The organism is Agathobaculum hominis, from assembly GCF_014288055.1.
Taxonomy (GTDB): domain Bacteria; phylum Bacillota; class Clostridia; order Oscillospirales; family Butyricicoccaceae; genus Agathobaculum; species Agathobaculum hominis.
Genome location: NZ_JACOPK010000001.1, coordinates 190,100 through 207,317, shown reverse-complemented (window position 1 = coordinate 207,317; position 17,218 = coordinate 190,100). Strand labels below are relative to the sequence as shown.

14 protein-coding genes are annotated in these 17,218 nt (G+C 60.9%); 5 read left to right on the top strand and 9 right to left on the bottom strand.

The window, feature by feature from the left end; translation table 11 throughout:
• Positions 1-393 precede the first annotated feature (393 nt).
• From H8S02_RS00995 to H8S02_RS00975, 5 genes are all read left to right on the top strand, one after another.
• Entirely contained in the window at positions 394-1,659 is a 1,266-nt protein-coding gene (locus H8S02_RS00995) for an O-acetylhomoserine aminocarboxypropyltransferase/cysteine synthase family protein (RefSeq protein ID WP_186968827.1), read from the top strand.
• A gap of 12 nt (positions 1,660-1,671) precedes the next feature.
• Positions 1,672-2,127 (top strand): GNAT family N-acetyltransferase, encoded by a 456-nt coding sequence (locus H8S02_RS00990; protein WP_186968826.1) that lies wholly within the window; start codon positions 1,672-1,674, stop codon positions 2,125-2,127.
• Between the two features lie 106 nt (positions 2,128-2,233).
• Positions 2,234-2,773 carry a hypothetical protein gene (locus tag H8S02_RS00985; protein ID WP_186968825.1) on the top strand — a complete coding sequence of 180 codons (540 nt, stop codon included), beginning with the start codon at positions 2,234-2,236 and terminating at the stop codon, positions 2,771-2,773.
• Between the two features lie 73 nt (positions 2,774-2,846).
• Positions 2,847-3,086 carry a hypothetical protein gene (locus tag H8S02_RS00980; protein ID WP_186968824.1) on the top strand — a complete coding sequence of 80 codons (240 nt, stop codon included), beginning with the start codon at positions 2,847-2,849 and terminating at the stop codon, positions 3,084-3,086.
• A gap of 112 nt (positions 3,087-3,198) precedes the next feature.
• Positions 3,199-3,717 (top strand): HD domain-containing protein, encoded by a 519-nt coding sequence (locus H8S02_RS00975; RefSeq protein ID WP_186968823.1) that lies wholly within the window; start codon positions 3,199-3,201, stop codon positions 3,715-3,717.
• Between the two features lie 48 nt (positions 3,718-3,765).
• On the opposite strand, the gene H8S02_RS00970 is transcribed toward H8S02_RS00975, so the two are convergent.
• From H8S02_RS00970 to H8S02_RS00930, 9 genes are all read right to left on the bottom strand, one after another.
• A complete protein-coding gene (locus H8S02_RS00970) occupies positions 3,766-4,107 on the bottom strand; it encodes a hypothetical protein (protein WP_186968822.1) in 342 nt (113 codons plus the stop codon).
• Between the two features lie 15 nt (positions 4,108-4,122).
• The gene (locus tag H8S02_RS00965; RefSeq protein WP_186968821.1) at positions 4,123-4,857 is read right to left on the bottom strand and encodes an alpha/beta hydrolase; all 735 of its coding nucleotides are present in this window, start codon (positions 4,855-4,857) and stop codon (positions 4,123-4,125) included.
• 41 nt (positions 4,858-4,898) lie between these two features.
• Positions 4,899-5,921 carry a LacI family DNA-binding transcriptional regulator gene (locus H8S02_RS00960; RefSeq protein WP_118686508.1) on the bottom strand — a complete coding sequence of 341 codons (1,023 nt, stop codon included), beginning with the start codon at positions 5,919-5,921 and terminating at the stop codon, positions 4,899-4,901.
• 194 nt (positions 5,922-6,115) lie between these two features.
• Positions 6,116-8,437 (bottom strand): transglutaminase-like domain-containing protein, encoded by a 2,322-nt coding sequence (locus H8S02_RS12425; protein ID WP_243166346.1) that lies wholly within the window; start codon positions 8,435-8,437, stop codon positions 6,116-6,118.
• 14 nt (positions 8,438-8,451) lie between these two features.
• Positions 8,452-9,621 (bottom strand): DUF58 domain-containing protein, encoded by a 1,170-nt coding sequence (locus H8S02_RS00950; RefSeq protein ID WP_186968820.1) that lies wholly within the window; start codon positions 9,619-9,621, stop codon positions 8,452-8,454.
• Positions 9,622-9,627: 6 nt separating this feature from the next.
• Positions 9,628-10,569, bottom strand: a complete 942-nt coding sequence (locus tag H8S02_RS00945; RefSeq protein WP_186968819.1) for an AAA family ATPase — start codon at positions 10,567-10,569, stop codon at positions 9,628-9,630.
• Positions 10,566-14,561: a leucine-rich repeat domain-containing protein gene (locus H8S02_RS00940; RefSeq protein WP_186968818.1), complete on the bottom strand. Its 3,996-nt coding sequence runs from the start codon at positions 14,559-14,561 to the stop codon at positions 10,566-10,568. The genes H8S02_RS00945 and H8S02_RS00940 overlap by 4 nt, the downstream gene beginning before the upstream one ends.
• Before the next feature lie 5 nt (positions 14,562-14,566).
• The gene (locus tag H8S02_RS00935; protein ID WP_186968817.1) at positions 14,567-16,279 is read right to left on the bottom strand and encodes an ATP-binding protein; all 1,713 of its coding nucleotides are present in this window, start codon (positions 16,277-16,279) and stop codon (positions 14,567-14,569) included.
• A 246-nt stretch (positions 16,280-16,525) separates the two neighbouring features.
• The gene (locus H8S02_RS00930; protein WP_186968816.1) at positions 16,526-17,083 is read right to left on the bottom strand and encodes a biotin transporter BioY; all 558 of its coding nucleotides are present in this window, start codon (positions 17,081-17,083) and stop codon (positions 16,526-16,528) included.
• Positions 17,084-17,218 lie beyond the last annotated feature (135 nt).

The window sequence follows — 17,218 nt, the reverse complement described above, 5'->3', positions numbered from 1 at the left end:
CGCAAAGTAAATTCAGGGCATAACAGCGTCCTATAAGCGAACCGACGCCCGGAACCGAGCCCCCGTAACCCCCGTTTAGACGCGCGACCGAAGGGAGTCGCGTCCTAAGGAAAGGTTGGGGAGTCAAGAGGGGCAGGGAAACCTTGGTGTCCCTGCCCCTTTTGTCTCTGCCGGGAGACCCCGGCATCCCCCGGCCGCCGAAGGCGGCCAATGCCCACGCTCACTCTGAGCGTAACGCCGCCTCCAGCGGCGAGCCGCTGTATCGGCGGAAAGGCATACCCTCTGCTGAGGGGAAAGATAGAAGGGGCTCTTCGCCCTTGACCCCCCTCCCCCTCCGTGTTACAATAAATGAAGATTATTATACCTTAAATCCTATAAGAAAGGTAGTTTATTATGCAAATCGAAACAAAATGCCTGCATGAAGGCTACAAGCCGGAAAACGGCGGCCCAGGCGTCATGCCCATCGTTCTGTCCACCACCTATCGCTTCGACTCGACCGAAAAGATCGCGTCCCTGTTTGATATGCCGACCGAGTGCATCTACTCCCGCTTCGCCAACCCGACCTGCGATGCCGTGGAAAAGAAGATCGCCGCTCTCGAGGGCGGTGTCGGCGCCATGCTGACCACCTCGGGTCAGGCCGCTTCCCTGCTCTCCATCCTCAACCTCTGCTCCGCAGGCGACAGCTTCATCGCCGTCTCCACCATCTACGGCGGCACGATCAACCTGTTCGGCGTCACCCTCAAAAAGCTCGGCATCGAGTGCATCTGGGCAGACGCGGAAGCGGATGAAGAGGAGATTCAGAAGCTGTTCAAGCCGAACACCAAGGCTGTTTTCGGTGAAACGCTCGCCAACCCGGCTCTGACCGTATTCGACATCGAAAAGTGGGCGAATATCGCGCACAGGAACAACGTTCCGCTCATCGTGGACAACACGTTCGCAACGCCGGTTCTCTGCCGCCCGTTCGAGTGGGGCGCAGACATCGTCATCCACTCCACCACCAAATACATGGACGGCCACGCGGTACAGGGCGGCGGCGTTATCGTCGACGGCGGCAAATTCGACTGGGCTGCCTCCGGCAAGTTCCCGGACTTCACCGAGCCGGACGAGAGCTACCACGGCGTTGTCTACACCCGTGAATTCGGCGCGATGGCCTACATCATCAAGGCCCGCATGCAGCTGATGCGCGACTTCGGCTGCTACCCCTCCGCACACTCCGCATTCCTGCTCAATCTGGGTCTCGAGACCCTGCCGGTCCGCATGCGCCAGTACTGCGAGAACGCGCTGACCGTCGCAAAATTCCTTGAGGCCAGCGACAAGATCGCCTCGGTGCGCTACCCTGCCCTGCCGGGCAACGAGCACTTCGAGCGCGCGAAGAAGTATCTGCCGCTCGGCACCTCGGGCGTCATGTCCATCGACATCAAGGGCGGCCGCGCTCCGGCGATGAAGTTCATGGACAGCCTCAAGCTCGCGTGCAACGAGGTTCACGTTGCCGACATCCGCACCTGCGTGCTGCATCCGGCTTCCGAGACCCATCGCCAGCTGACCGACGAGCAGCTTGTTGCCGCAGGCATCGAGCCGGGCATGGTCCGCATTTCGGTCGGTCTGGAGAACGTCGAGGACATCATCGCAGACCTTCAGCAGGCGCTCGACCAGATCTGAGAGGAGCCTCCCATGCGCATTCGCTCTATTGAAAAGGCTGACCGCGAGTTTTTCATCGACCGCTGCCACGCCTTCTACCGCACCTCGGCCTGCGACCATGAAATCCCGCAGCAAAACGCCGAGCGCACATTTGAGCTGCTCATGCACGGCACGCCCTACGCAGACTGTCTGATCGCTGAGGACGACGACGGCACACCCTGCGCGTACTGCCTGCTCGCGCTCACCTGGTCGAACGAGGCCGGCGGCCTGTGCGTCTGGCTCGATGAGCTGATGGTGGACGACGAGCAGCGCGGCAAGGGCATCGGCAGCCGCATGATCGCCGCCGTGCACGAAAAATACAACACCGCTGCGCGTTACCGCCTCGAAGTGACCGAGAGCAACGTGCGCGCCATTGCGCTCTACACCATGCTCGGCTTCGAGGGTCTGCCGTACCGGCAGATGATCCTCGATACGCCGCCGCTGGACTGACTTTTTCAGCCGTGTTTCTCCGGAAATGCGGCTGATTTTCTTTACCTGCCGCCTGTTTTTTGGTATAATCAAAGTACAGAATTTACCTGTAAGGGAGGCGGAAGCCATGAAAGACAAGCTTCGTATTCTGCTGCGCATCGCGCTCGTGCTGCTCCTCGTGTGCGGCGTCACGGTCGGCGTGCTCTACGCCAATCGCGACATCGGCATCCCGACCGACCAGCTTGAGCAGGCCATGCGCGAAAGTCAGGACATTCCGGATGACTGGACGGTGCAGACCAGCGCCGGTGACACGACCGCCGCCGGGATCGCATACGCTCCCAACCACAGCGACTACGTTTTTGCGCTCTATATCGACCGCGATACACACCGCTTTTTCACTACCGGCTGGTTCTTCACCATGGGCGGCAGCCTGTTTGAGATTTCGGATTTTGTCGCGGCCTTTACGGTGAACGACCGTCCCGAGACCGCGTATATTTCGATGAACGCGGAGAAAATTGACCGCGCGGTCATTGACAGCGGAATCGAAACGCGCACCATCGAGCTCGACAGCACGCAGCCGTTCGCGCTCGTCCTGCCGCGGAGCAGCGGCAGCGTGACGTTTTACGGCGCAGACGGTCAGCCGGCCGAAGTCCGAATTGTCCGATGAGCCTCAGGACAGGGGGGCGCCTCATTTCAGCTTTGGATTGCAGCGCTTTTAGCTGCTGAAAGGAGTATGTTCTATGAGATTTCTTATGGTTTTCGCCTTGACGCTTGCCGCGTGCTTCGGCGCGTCGTTATGCGGCGGATGGGTGGTGTTTGAGCTTGCTACAAAACTCTGGCCTGTCATTGTGTTCTTCTCGCTCGTCATCTCCGTCCCTGTCACGCTTCTGCTCCGCCAGTCAGAGCGCATCGACCTGCTCGAAGAGCGTATCGAGGTGCTCGAGGCGGAACGCCGCAGTTCGGACACGCCTGCGGAATAACTGTGAATTCTTCACAATTTCTTCAAATTCTTCCTCTTGATTTTTCAGCGTTTCGCGCATATAATAAAGTCAGAAAAGGACCCGTGTTCCCGTTTTTCAGGAGGTGTTTCCGATGGGTCAGAATGAGATCGAACGATACGCAGGCGCGATCCTGAACGATCCGCGCTTTCAGAAGCTGCGCTCCTTTGAGCACCACGGACCTGCGAACACGGTCTACGACCACTCGCTTGCCGTAACGCGCGCCGCTTACCGCATTGCGTGCGCGCTCCATCTTTCCGAGGAAGAGACCGCGTCGGTCGTCCGCGCGGCGCTGCTGCACGATTTCTTCGGCTATGACTGGCACAGCGAGCGTTTTCGCCGCTTTGTGCGCCATTATTCCGGCTTCAGACGGCTGACGCACATGCACGGCTTCATCCACGGCCACATTGCCGCTGCACGGGCGAAGCGCGTTTTCGGCCTGTCCGACCGCGAATGCGACGCCATCGCGCGGCATATGTTCCCCCTCGCGCCCATTCCGCGCTCGCGCATTGCGTGGATCGTTACGCTCGCAGACAAGGCTGTCGCCTCGAAGGAAGTGACGCTTGCCGCAGGCGACTATATCGCCCTCGCGTATCACAGAGTTTTCGCATGAAAAATCCCACTCCGGTGTTTCTGAACTGCACCGCGAGTGGGATTTCTTTTACCTTTTGGGCTTGCTGTTTTCGGTTTCTGCGCACTTCTGCTGCACCTTTTTCCGGTTTAGAAAATAGATCGTGAACAGCGCTGCGCTCGGTACGAGGCACGCCAGAATGAACAGCCCGGCATGCAGGATGCCGCCGCCGAGCGTCGGCTGCGCGAGAAGGAAATTGAGCGCCATCAGACGGATCATGTTGAATGCGCCGAGCGTCACCGAGCACGGCAGCACAAGCCCCGGCCACCAGCTCGGACGGCGCGACAAAAACACCTCAAGTGCAAGCACTGCCGCGAGCGGCAGCAGTACCATGAGGACAAAAACGATCATGTTTGCTGTGTTGAATGACATAAAATTTTCTCCTTTTTATTCCTTCAGCCATTCCGCGCAGAGCGCCTGCCACCGGGCGATATGGCGGTCGGGCAGGCGGCCCTTTTCGATGTCCGACGTCTCCATATCCGCAAGCGCGAGACCGTGCACGCCGTGCGGAAACAGGTGCATCTCGTGCGAAACGCCCGCCCTGCGGAGCGATTTCTCGAGCAACAGCGAATTCTCGACCGGCACAGTCTCATCCGTCAGCGTATGCCAGAGGAAGGTGCGTGGCATATCGGGAGACACCAGATTTTCGAGCGAGAACGCCTGCTGTTTTTCCATATCGTCTCCTGCTAGCTGTTTAAAGCTGCCGCGATGGGCGTACTCGCCGGCGGACACGACCGGATAACACAGCACGGCGGCATTCGGCTGATGGAGTGCGAGATCCGTTCCCTGCGGATACCATGACGCGCGGTTCCACACCGCCGCATGAAGGCCTGCAAGATGCGCCCCGGCGGAAAATCCGCCGACCGCGATACGCTGCGGCGAAATGCCGTACTGCTCCGCGTGCGTGCGCACCCACTGCACCGCCGCCGACAGCGCGGCGAGCGGACGGGTACCGAGCGGCGCCGGAGCACAGTCATACCGCAGCACAAAAGTCTCGATACCGCGGCGGGCGAAGGCGCGGCCCACCGGAGCACCCTCGCGGATGGAGCAGTGCTCATAGCCGCCGCCCGGGCAGAGGATAAGCGCGTTCTTTTTTACCCCGGCGGCAGGAAAGTGGGTCATTGTGCCGTGTGGCAGCGATATTTCGTACATTTTTACCTCTTTCAGACGTTGTACCGGTTGCGGATGTCGATGTGCGCAAGGATGCGCTCGCTCTCCGGATTGTCGCCGCAGAGCAGGTAGTCGAGCAGCAGCTCGGTCGGACGGTTGCCCTGCATATGTGCGTCCTGGTCGATCAGGAAGTCGATCACGCCGCGGCGGACGTTCTCGATATTTGCCGGGATAAGGTCGTGGCAGATGAGGCGGACGCGGCCTGCCGCACCCATTTCGGTCAGCGCCTCACACGCGCCGATCTGGCCGTTTACCGAGATGTACACACCGCCGAGGTCGGGATGCTCGCGCAGCGCACGGCACACGATGTCGTGGGCGAGCTTCTGATCGTCGCCGCAGTTCTCGGTCGGGAGCAGCTCGAGTCCCGGGAACTGGGACTCTGCCTCATCGCGGAAGCCGTCGACGCGCTGGCGGTGCGCAAGGTTGTTTTCCTGACCGCCGACCACGAGCACGCTTCCCTTTCCCGCGAGCAGGAGATTCATCAGACCGGCGCTCGCGCGGCCGAAGGCATAGTTGTCCGGGCCGACGTAGCACAGTCTGCCCGACTCCGGCAGGTCGGTGTTGAAGGTCACGACCGGGACCTTGGAGGACAGCTCCATCACCCGTGCGCGCACACGCGCATCCTCTGCCGGAGACAGCGCCAGTCCGTTCACGCCAAGCTCGACCAGCTCGTCGATCGCAGCCAGCTGGCGCTCTGCGTCAACGCCCTGAATGGGGCGCACATAGATCTCCGCGCCGGGCGTGGTCAGCTGCGCCTGCGTGCGCATGACCTCCTCGAAAACCATGTGCATGAACATGGTCTCGACCGACTGGACGATGATGCCGATCTTGATCGGGTTTTTCGCGAGCGCGAGCAGACGCCCCTCACGGTTGGGCCGGTAGCCCAGCTCGGCTGCGATGCGGCGCACACGGTCCGCGACCTCCGGGTCAACGCGGCCGCGATTGTTGAGGGCGCGGTCGACCGTGCCGCGCGATACGCCTGCAAGCGAGGCGATTTCTACCAAAGTAACTGCCATTTTCTTTTTCCTCTTCTGTCTTTCTACGTCGTGCCGCCGGGGCGGCTTTTATCGGCGCCGGCTAAAGCGCCGCTGCTGTTTCTTTTACTCTACTATCATTTTACCGAAAACACATCCGGATTTCAACCGTTTTTTCCACATTCCCACCAAAGAAAAAGAGCGCACTGCCGCTTTCTGCCGCAATGCACTCTTTATTACAGTTTTTCCGCTCGCGCGTACCCCAGCTGAGCGAGCAGCAGATAATGCAGCCGCCGTCTGGTCGCGAAATCGGGCGCCGGGGCGTGATACAGCCGGTCGAGCAGACTGTATACTGCGCGTTCCTCGTACACCTTGAGCGCGATGCCGCCGTAGATCGCCTTTTCGAGCAGGCCGGATACACGCCTGTATTCGCCGGGATTGACCGTATCGATCATCTCTGCGAGCTTCGCGTCGGTCTCCTCCGTATGCCAGCCGATCGTCGCCTCCACGCCGCGTGCGGCAAGGATGTGCTGTCCCCACCACGCGAGCAGGCGGGCGCGCTGCTCGGGCGAGGCGTGTTTGAAGCCGGAGAGTGCCCGCACGCGGCAGAGCAGCAGCGTGCCTTCCAGTGCCGCCGCCGCGAGCGAAGCAAGGATGAGCAGCAGCGCCAGAACGCCGAGCAGCAGCTCCGGGGGATAGACCGTGCCGTCGAGCAGTCCGTCGGGCCTGTCTGCGCCGCTGTCATCCGTTTGTGCCACCTCGCCGGCTGCGTCCCCCGCGTCCTCCATCGCAGCTGTGCGGCGGATCGAATCCGGCATCGCGACGAGCTGCTGAAGAGCGAGCGCATCATAGTAAAACCCGGGCGTCACATCTACGGGCAGCCAGCCCACGCCGTCGAAATATGCTTCACACCACGCATGAGCGTTCGCCCCCGTCAGCGTGACCGCGCCGCCCTCCGCCGCCTGCACCTGTGCCGCAGTCAGCAGATAACCCTCGCAGTAGCGCGCCGGAATGCCGTGCGCGCGCAGCGCCATAGCGGCCGCGGAGGCATACTGCACCGCATTGCCCTCGCGCCCCCCGGTCAGAAACCACGTGAGCGGGTCCTCGCCCCCGGGGGCCTCAGACGGCGTTTCGGTATAGGTCATTTCGTCGCGCAGCACCTCGCGCACCCGGCTGACCGCGCTGTAAATGCCGTCGTTCGAGTCGTCGTAGTCCTCCCAGAACAGCCGGTCGAGCATCGGCGCGATTGTGTCGCTGACAGCGGTATAGCTGTCGTAAACGAAGCCGCGGTAGACCGCCTCGCTCTCCAGATGCATCTGCTGTCCGGGAGTCTGCGGTGCTCTGACCCAGTCCTCTGCAACCGTCAGCTCGGCCGGACGCGAGCCGGAAAGCTCGGACGCTGTGTAGCGGCGCGCGCCAAGCACGCCCCGCGCACGGCTTGTGCTGTCGCGTTCGTTTTCCGTGACGCGCGCGCCCGAAAGCTCATTCGCCGTACCCGGAATGTACACATATTCGCGGCTTGCCGCAAGTGTTTCAACCGTCACGTCGTTCGGCTCGGCCTCGCTGTCGCCGCACAGCGCAAGGTATGCCGCCGGCTGCCGCGCCGGGTCAAAGCCGCGCCCGCTCAGCCACTTCATCATGCCCGCGTACTCCTCGCTGTAGATCAGACCGGGCAGCGGCTTCCAAGCCCCGTCCGCATACGCGCCGGCGATATATCCGCGCAGGTAGAGCGTTTTCTCCTGCCCTTCCGTCACGCTCAGCATGCCGCGCGGATCGCTGTGCAGCGTATCCGCCTGCGCGAGCACGCCGCCCGGCAGACTGTCCGCGCCGTAGCGCAGCTCGTGTACGCCGCTCTGCGCCTTCTCGCGCAGGCTGCGAATGCCCTGCATATCCATATCCGGCAGGAATGCTGCGGCCGCGAGCAGAGCCAGCAGGATGCCGAGCGTGCGCCATGCCGCGCGGGTCAGATGCAGACTGATATCCGAGACATAGAGCGCCAGCATGCCTGCGAGCATGAGCGCCGCGCCGAGCGGCGAAAAGCAGCCGTCCGCCAGACCGAGCGCAATCCAGAACCCTCCGAGCACGGCGCCGAGCACGCGGTGACGGTGCACCACGACGAAGTGCGCCGCCTGCGCGATGAGCATCGCGCCGACAAAGGCCGCCGCTTTTTCGTCAACGAGATCCGGCGCTGTGTTCAGCAGCTGTGCGCTGCCGTCGTGCAGCACATTCCAGCGTGCGGCGAGTCCGGAAACCCATGCCGCGAGACCACGCACGCATGCGGCCGGCATGAGAAGCGCCGGTACCCACGGCACGAGGCCGAGCAGATAAAACGCGCCGTGCCGCCGCGAAAGGCGGTGCGCCGCCGAGGCGGACACATAGCCTGCCGCCGCCGCGAGCACGAGCGCCCAGCGCGGAACCGCCAGCTCATCCCATGTCCGGAAGAGCACGAGCAGCGCGCCGGCCATCAGACAGAGCGAGGCGAACGCAGGCAGGGCGAGGGCGCGATATGGACTTGTCGACCCGTCCGGGTAAAGCGTCTTAACGCTGATTTCGTTCATACTGGGACTCCGTTTCAGCAGAGAATTTTGATCTTCGCGTCGCCCTCCGCCGGTATCTCAATGTTTTCCACGCCGTTCAGAAGGACAGCGCGCGGCTCGGAAACGTCCTTCGTTACCGTCAGAGAAAGCACGCCGATGTCGTTCGCGAGCGCACGGAGACCGGTCTCGGGCGCACCTGCGCTCACCGTTACCATGCGGGTGAAGCGGTTTTCGAGATGCTCCATGCGGAACAGCTGCATCATGCGTCCGGCCTGCTCGGGGAGCTTGATGGACAGCCATCGCGGGATGCTCTGCTCGAGCTCGCGCACGCTTTTGAAGCCGAACAGCTCCATGCCGCCGCCCGGTCCGGGCAGCGCGACGCACAGCGGCACGCCCCGCCGCACAAGACGGCGGCTCAGCTCGATCACGAGAGCGACACACCTCGTCAGCTCTCCGGCCGCGATATCGCGGCCGCCCTGCTTTCTTCCGAAATCGGGCAGGATGACCAGATCGTAGTGTGTGCGGTCGCTTGCCTGACGCACGATCAGCTCGTCCGTCTTGCCCGACAGCTTCCAGTGAATGGAGCGGATGTCGTCGCCCGGTACATAGCTTCGAATGTCGAACATTTCGCTCGCATCCGTGCCCTTGCGGCTGCGCGTCAGACCGCTGTCGCCCGTCTCGCCGACCGCATCGCGCGACAGCGTAAGCTCGAGCTGCACCGGGCGCGGATAGATGACCGTGCGCACCTCGTCAAAAGGCGCGACCCGCTCGCAGAACAGATGCAGCAGATCACAGAGACCGGTCTCGCGGCAGGAAATCACGATTTCGCCGCAGCAGGGCGGCACGATCGGGCAGGAAAAACGGTTCGCGCCGTCGCTGAGCGTCAGCATCACCCGGCGGTGCGTTTCCTCGCCAAGCAGCAGATTGTTCATCGCGAGATCGAGATAAATGCTTCGCGCAGCATGCAGCGCACGCCCGTTCTCTACCTCAAAGCAGAGCAGGAGCGCTTCCCCTTCCCTGCCGCCGGGACGTACGGAGAGCGAGACCGAGACCGCGCCCGCATCGCGCTTCAGCAGCGCGAGCTGCACGAACGGCAGTCCTGCCGCCAGAACGAGCGCACAGACGAGAAACGGTCTGCCGAACAGCCAGACGAGTGCGGCGAGCGCCGCGACCGCAAGCGCATAACCTGCGCGGTTTTTCCACATATCCGCTTACCTCGCGGACAGAACCGGCGGACGGATCTCGCTCAGGATGCTGCGCAGAACGTCGCGCGCGTTCATGCCGTCCACACGCGCCTGCGGACGCAGCACCAGTCGATGCGCGCAGACGTCGAGAAAGACCGACTGGATATCCTCGGGGACGACGTAATTCCGTTCATGCAGCACCGCCGATGCACGCGCCATGCGCACGAGTGCGGCAACGCCGCGCGGCGAAATACCGAGCTCGATCAGCGGATGGATGCGGGTCTTTTCACACAGCTCAATGGCGTAGCGCAGCATATCGTCCATGACCTTGACCGAGCTGAGGAACTTCTGCACCTCGATGACGTTCTGTGCGGTCGTGACCGGATGCAGCTCGTCAAGCGGATTGGCGTAACGCTGCGCCGAGATGATCTTCATCTGATCCTCGATCGAGGGATAGCCGATCGAGAGCGAGACCATGAAGCGGTCGAGCTGGCTCTCCGGGAGCGCCTGCGTGCCGGCAAAGCCGAAGGGATTCTGCGTCGCGATGCAGATGAACGGCGCTGGGAGCGCGTGCGTCTCGCCATCCACCGTGATGGTGCGCTCCTCCATGACCTCGAGCAGCGCGGACTGCGTTTTCGGAGAAGTGCGGTTGATCTCGTCGGCGAGCAGCAGCTGACAGTTCGCCGCGCCCTCACGGTATTCGAATTCGCCCGTCTTGCGGTTCCACATGGTGAAGCCGGTGATGTCGGACGGCAGCGTGTCGGGCGTAAACTGGATGCGGCGCGTCGAAAGACCGAGCACGCGCGAGAACGCGACCGCGAGCGTCGTCTTGCCGACGCCCGGGCAGTCCTCGAGCAGAACGTGACCGCCTGCGTAAATCGTCATCAGGACCTTCTCGATGACCTCATTCTTGCCGATAAACGCGTGGTTTATCTCGGAAATAATCTGTTTTGACTGTTCGATAATCATGTATTTTCTCCCTCTGCCGCATCGGTCGTCTCCGGTGCAGGCTCGGTGTTGTTTGTGTCGGCGGACGCGCTGTCCTCCCCGTCCGGCGCATCGGCAGACGGCGTGCTCTCGCCGGTCACTGTTTCGCCGGAGATATTTTCTCCGCCGGTTTCATCCGAAATCGTTTCATCGGAAGCGGTCTGGCCGTCCTGCGTGATGTCCGGGTTCTCGTCCGGGATTTCAATGTCGAGCTCGATGTCTCCGCCGAACGGGTCGGCATAGCCGTAATCCTCTTTATGCTCCTCCGGATTTTCCGGCTCTTCCAGCAGCTCCATGCCCATCATCGCGCGAAGGTTGTTTTCGCCGTGGATAGCGCGGTAGTCGCAGACGGCCTGCACAAACTCCGGCCATCTGTCCTCCGGGAAATACCATTCCATCCAGCTGAGCTCAAACATCGACATATCGATATAATATGTTCCGTTCTCGATCTCCTCGTCCGTGTAGCCGATGAACATAGGCTTCCACGCCCGGAAATACGCTTCCTCGCACCCTTCCGGAACATGAATGCGGATATTTCTGTCATAGATACCGTCCGCAAACTGGAACGGGGCGTGCGGATACCATGTCAGCAGTCCAATCGGCTTCTCGGTGGTAAAATAGAGATCTGTCAGCGCATCGCAGCCGTAAAACGAGCCGGTCGGAATAATCGACATAAATTCACCGTCGCTTTTCCTGCACACCCATCCAAACGAAACGCTTTGCAGCTGTTTGCAGTCCGCCAGTGTCGACTCACCGTAATCCTCCAGAGATACATCGCTGAAATCTGCCTCCACAATGTTGGTCTGATAAAATGCGGCATTCCTGATCAGCATCATATACGTCGACTGAACCGGATGAATCACGCCTGTCAGACCGGACTGCGCGAAGGCGCTGTCATAGATGTGGACCAGACGCGGCAGCTCCTCCCAGTTGATCGTGAACGCGCAGTCCAGCTGGGCGAAGCAGTAGTTATTGATCGCGATCGTGGTTTCGGGCAGGGTGATCGTGCCGCCCTCTGCGGGCGGACCAGCGGCGCGCAGCGCAATCCAGCTGTCCAGCCTGCTGCCTTCCCACAGCTCGCTTTCTACCTCGGCGTTGCAGCCGTACAGGACATTCGCTCCGTTGCAGTCGATGACCCGAAACTCTGCAATATCCGTTTCGTCGCGCCAGTCACTCCTCGGCTCGTAGCAGCCCCAGCTGTCATCGAAGCCTTCGCTGCCTGCCAGACACCACAGCTGTCCGTAAAGTGTTTCGCTTCCCGATTCACTCAGAATATCGTAATCGTTCTTCAGCTCCATGTTTTTCGCGTTCGACGCGATAAAGCGCAGGTTCGTGCAGTTGTTGAACGCGTGTTCCATGATGGTCACGCTGTCCTTGCTCCCGAGCAGCACGCCGGAGAGCGCGGTACAGTTCTTGAACGCCGAAACGCCGATGGTCTTAACCGTCTCGGGCAGCGAAACGTATTCCAGCGTGGTGCAGCCGTCAAATGCGTGCGCCGCGATGCTGTCGACCGTTTTTTTCTCGCCGTCAATGATGATCTCGCCGTAATACTCGCTGATGCCGTCCGGCGCATTGACTACGACGATCTTTCCGTCCGATTTCACGTAGAAGCAGCCGTCGTCCGATGTGCCTGACGCCGCAAACTCGACCTCCGCAACACCCGCTTCGTCGAGCTTTTTATTGATCTCAGCCTTCTGCGTTTCGTCCTCGCAGGTCACATACGAGACCATGCTGTCCTTGAAGCTGTCCGCCGCATAGGAGGTCTTTGCGTCCGTAATCAGGATTTTGACCGTAGAGCCGGCAAAGGCGTTCGCTGCGATCCTGTCGACCCCCTGCGGCAGCCGGTAGATCTCTGCATCAGTCACCACGCGGTCGAGCACGGCCGCGCCGTCCTCCTGATGCGTCAGGTAGCCGTCGTGAACCTCATATTTCGCGTCGCCGCCGTCTACGCTGACCGTCGTTTCGGTTCCGTCGAGCTGTCTGCCGTACTTCGTGACGAATGCGTTCAGCAGCTCGGGCTGCACGATGACAGAGCCGTGCAGCTCCTCGAAATTGACCGAGGGCATCCGGTCTTCCGACTGCGCCATAAGAGTGACCGTTCCGCAGTAGCTCTCCGGCAGTCTGACCGAGGTAACGTTCTCCGGGACCGTGACGTTCTCGTTGTTCTCCGGGATCGCGAGGTATTCCGTGCCGTCCCTGCTGGTCAGGATGCCGTCCTCAGTCGAGGCATAGTATTCGCTGTCCTCCGCGACACGGTAGGCGTCGAGGACTGAGGAGATGCTGTCCGGCTTGATGTAGACAACGCTCGCCGGAATTTCCATCGTGCCCACCAGATACGGAAGATAGGTGACGGGGCTTTCTTCCCGGCCGTCGGTCTCGAGCGCAACCGCCTGAACATATTCCGGTATCGTCAGCGTACCATATCCCTCATCTTCGGTCAGCGCGCTCTCGTCAAAGCCGGTCAGCGTTTGCAGCTCATATGTCATGCCCTTGTTGATTTTCAGACGAACCGTAAGGTTCTCCGGAACCTTCACGAAATCCGACGGCTGGAGCACATGCCGCCCGCCGTCGCAGGTATAGTCCCACGAAACGCGCCTGCCGTCCTCCGTCCAGCCGGAGAACAGCCGGTCGATGGGCGGAAGCTCGTCATAAGATGTGCCGCTGTCCCAGCCGTACAGCTTCTCATACAGCCTTCTCTGCAATGCGAACAGATTGAGCCTTCTGCTGAATTCATTATAGGAATAATCGCTGTTCAGCACGATGTCCAGCGGGATTTCCGTATCCTTGTCGGTCAGCTCCCGGCCGAGCACCAGAATGCGGTGCGGCGCGACCGTGCAGTCGATATAGGCGTTTCCCTCGTCCGGTCTGTATTCCGTCCATGCGCTGTTTTCACTGAAGCGATACGACATATCGATCTGCATCGACTGATCCCCGGCGCTTTTTGGGATTTCGATATTATTCGAAAAATCCGTGAGCCAGGTTTTGCCGCCGTCAAAGCTGACGCGGTTGATACGGATGTATTTTCCGAGGTCGCTCGACGTCCAGTAGTAGATCTTTTCGCCGGCCATGACATAAGCATAGAGCGCGCGGACGATATCCGCGTCATTGACGATCTGGCCGGCATACAGGGCATCCGTGCTGTCGATCCGTCCGACGATCCTGACCTCGCTGTCGCTCGGCAGCGTGACCGTGCCGTCGTAGCGCGTGCCGCTGTCGAACCAGGGAATGTCCGGCCCCTTTTCCTCCGAGGTCTGTTCGGGCGGCTTGCCGTCCGTCTGCTGCGGCTTGCTCGGCGCGGGCGGCGTGACCGGCGTCACAGGGGCATCCGGCGTGGCCGTGCCGCCGGTCTCTCCGCCGGAGGACGAGCTTCCGCTGCTGCTGTCGGGCGTTGCCGGCCGGAAAGGCTGGTTCGGTGTAGTGTCTCCGCCGCTGTTTGCCGTGTCGCCGCCGGTCGGGGGCGTTACCTGCGCCACGTCGCTCGGATGCAGCACGATGTCCGCCGCCGCAGGGTCTTTCACAATGTCGAGCACCGTCCCCGGCTGCACGCTCGCCGCACCGGCGGCCGGAACCGTTCCGGCGATGGCTGCCGCCGTGCCGTCCCTGTCGAGCAGCCCGCTCGGCTTTTCCTGCTGCTTCACATTCTCGAACAAATAGGACGCGCTGTCGCCGGTCTGCGGCTTTTGCTTCTCCTCGGCGCTTTCATCACGCTCGTATATCTCGCTCTCGCCGTTTTTCGTCTGCTCGTCCTGCCTGCCTATCGTATTTTCGCTTCCGTCAAAGTGCACCTGATTGGTGCGTATCGCGCGTCCTGCGCCGTCCGGCGTAAAATCCCGGCCGCTCGTGAAGGCATGGACTCCGGCCGCCGCGCCTGCAATCACTGCCGATGCAGCCGCAGCCGCGCCGATGGTTTTTACCGTGCTCGCTGTGCCGAATATCTTCGCGCCCGTCGCGGTATAAAGCTCCTTCAGTCCCACGCCTTTTACTCCTTTCTTTTCCGCTTCGCCAGATAGACGCCGATCGCCTGCTGAAGCATGGTGAAATCGACCGGCTTGGCAAAGTGACCGTTCATGCCGCTCTGAATGGACAGGCGCTCGTCCTCGACGAACGCGTCCGCCGACAGGGCGAAGATCGGTATCGTTTTCGCGTCCGCCCTGTCAAGCGCACGGATGGTGCGCGCGGCGGTACGGCCGTCCATCTCCGGCATCTGCACATCCATCAGGATCAGATCGTACCAGTTTTCCGGATGATTCTCGAACGCCTCGACCGCAAGACGGCCGTTTTCTACACCCTCGACCTGTGCGCCCATTTCGCCCAGAATCTCGATCGCGATCTCCGCATTGATCTCGTTGTCCTCGGCCATGAGGATGCGGCAGCCCTTGAAGGCGTCATCGCAGCGCTGTTTTGCCGTCTCGCCCGGCACTTCCGCCGTCTCGGCGGCCTGCTCCGCCACCGGCAGATGCAGGAACACGGTGAAATCCGAGCCCTTGCCCGGCGCACTGTCCACGACGATCTCGCCGCCCATCAGACGCACGAGCTGATCGGTGATCGTCATGCCGAGGCCGGTGCCGCCGAATTTTCTGCCCGTCTCGATGCTCTCCTGCTCGAACGGACGGAAAATACGGTTCAGAAAGGCGTGATCCATGCCGATACCGGTATCGTGAACGCGGAACATGAAGTCCGCGACGTTATCCTGAAGCATCATCTGACGGAACGTGACGATGATCTCGCCCTCGCTCGTGAACTTGACAGCGTTCGAGAGGAAGTTGATGATGATCTGGCTGATGCGCAGCTCGTCGCCGACGACACTGTCGACCGTCATATCCTCCAGATTGACCTCGTAGCGGATGCCGCGTGCCTGAAGCTGCTTGGCGAACATATCATACAGACGATCACCCAGACCGCGCAGGCTGAACACCTTGTGCTCAAGCTCGACCTTTCCGGCCTCGATGCGCGACATATCCAGAATGTCATTGATGAGCGCGAGCAGATGAGCGGACACCTCGTCCGCCTTGTTCAGATACTGCATCGCCTCGTCTCCGGGACGCAGTCTGCTCTTTGCGAGCGAGATCATGCCGATGATGCCGTTCATCGGGGTTCTGATCTCGTGCGACATACGCGAGAGGAAGGTTGTTTTCGCGCGGCTCTCCTCCTCCGCCCCTGCGAGGCGCTTTTCGCATTCCTCGATGCGGTCGTGCAGTGCAGCGATGTCGCGGAAGCACAGCAGGTCGTACTCACCGTCGGGCGTGCGGCTGACGATGAAGCGCATCCAGCGTCCGCCGCCGCTCTGTACAGCCTCATCGAACATTTCTCTGCCGTCCCACGCCATGTATTTTTTCCAGACCGCACGGCATCTGCTTTTGTCAGAAAAAGCGGCATTGAGATTAGCGATATTATCCCGCAGCGCCGCATATGACACGCCGAGCAGCTTTTCCGGATCGCCGGTGCAGGCGAGCAGCATCATATCCTCGCGCCGGAGCACGAGCATGACCTCGCCGCTCTCCAGCCTCAGGACGCGCTGAATATCGCGGTTCATCCCGACCGGCGCAAGCGATGCCCTGTTTTTTCCCGACTGCGTGCGCATGACGGCTGCCCTGCCGAGCAGCGCCGCCGCCGCGAGCACCTCTGCGCAGCCGACTGCCACGAGCGGCAGATTTGCGCCGAGCGTCGTCAGCATCTCGGTCACGATCCCCATTGTCCTTCCCCCGTTCTTCCGTTCTGCTCCATGTATCGATGCAACAGGAGCCATAAATTATCAATTTATTATACCATAGCGGCGCTTAAAATCCAACCCTGTCGCCAACTTTACTGCCGCAGTCGGAATCGGTCCGTTCCTTTCGCCGTGCCGGCGGGAAAATCCGCGTGCAGCCGACTTTAAAGCAGCCCGGCAGACAAAAAGCAGCCCTTCCTGCATCAATCGCAGGAAGGGCTGCTCTTGTATTTAATTGAGGCGTTTTCTTACTGCAAATCCAACGACCGAAGCGAGAATCGCCTTGATAATGGCGGTCGGGATGAACGGCAGCACACAGGCCGTGATGCCGGCTGCAAGCGTGCTCTGCGTCAGCGCGCAGAACATCGCAACGCCGACCACATAGTTCAGCACCGTGCCTGCGACGAGCGCGACCACGAACGCACCCGGGAACGCCCTGCGGTGCTCCACGCCCCAGCCGATGACAAACGCCATCAGCGGAAACGAGATCAGAAAGCCGCCTGTCGGTCCGACAAACTTTGCAAGTCCTCCGGTGAAGCCTGCAAGCACCGGAACGCCTGCCGCGCCGAGGATGAGATAGATGACGGTCGAAACCGTCGAGAGCTTCGCGCCCAGTACAATCGCCGCGAGCGTGACCGCGAACGTCTGCATCGTCATCGGAACGCCGCCCGGCATCGGAATGGATATCTGCGCCATGATTGCAATTACCGCTGCAAAAAGTCCTGCATAACAGGTTTCCTTGACGGTAAATGCCGATTTCGGCGCGGTTTTCGTTTCTGGTTGATTCATGTTGACCCCTCCCGGAGCAGTTTTTATCTGAAGCTATTAAACCATACTTCCGCGCCATTGTCAACCTATATTTTGTTTTTGGTTTACATTTGCCATTGAAAACAAAAAAGGCCCTGACCTCTGTCAGAACCTTGA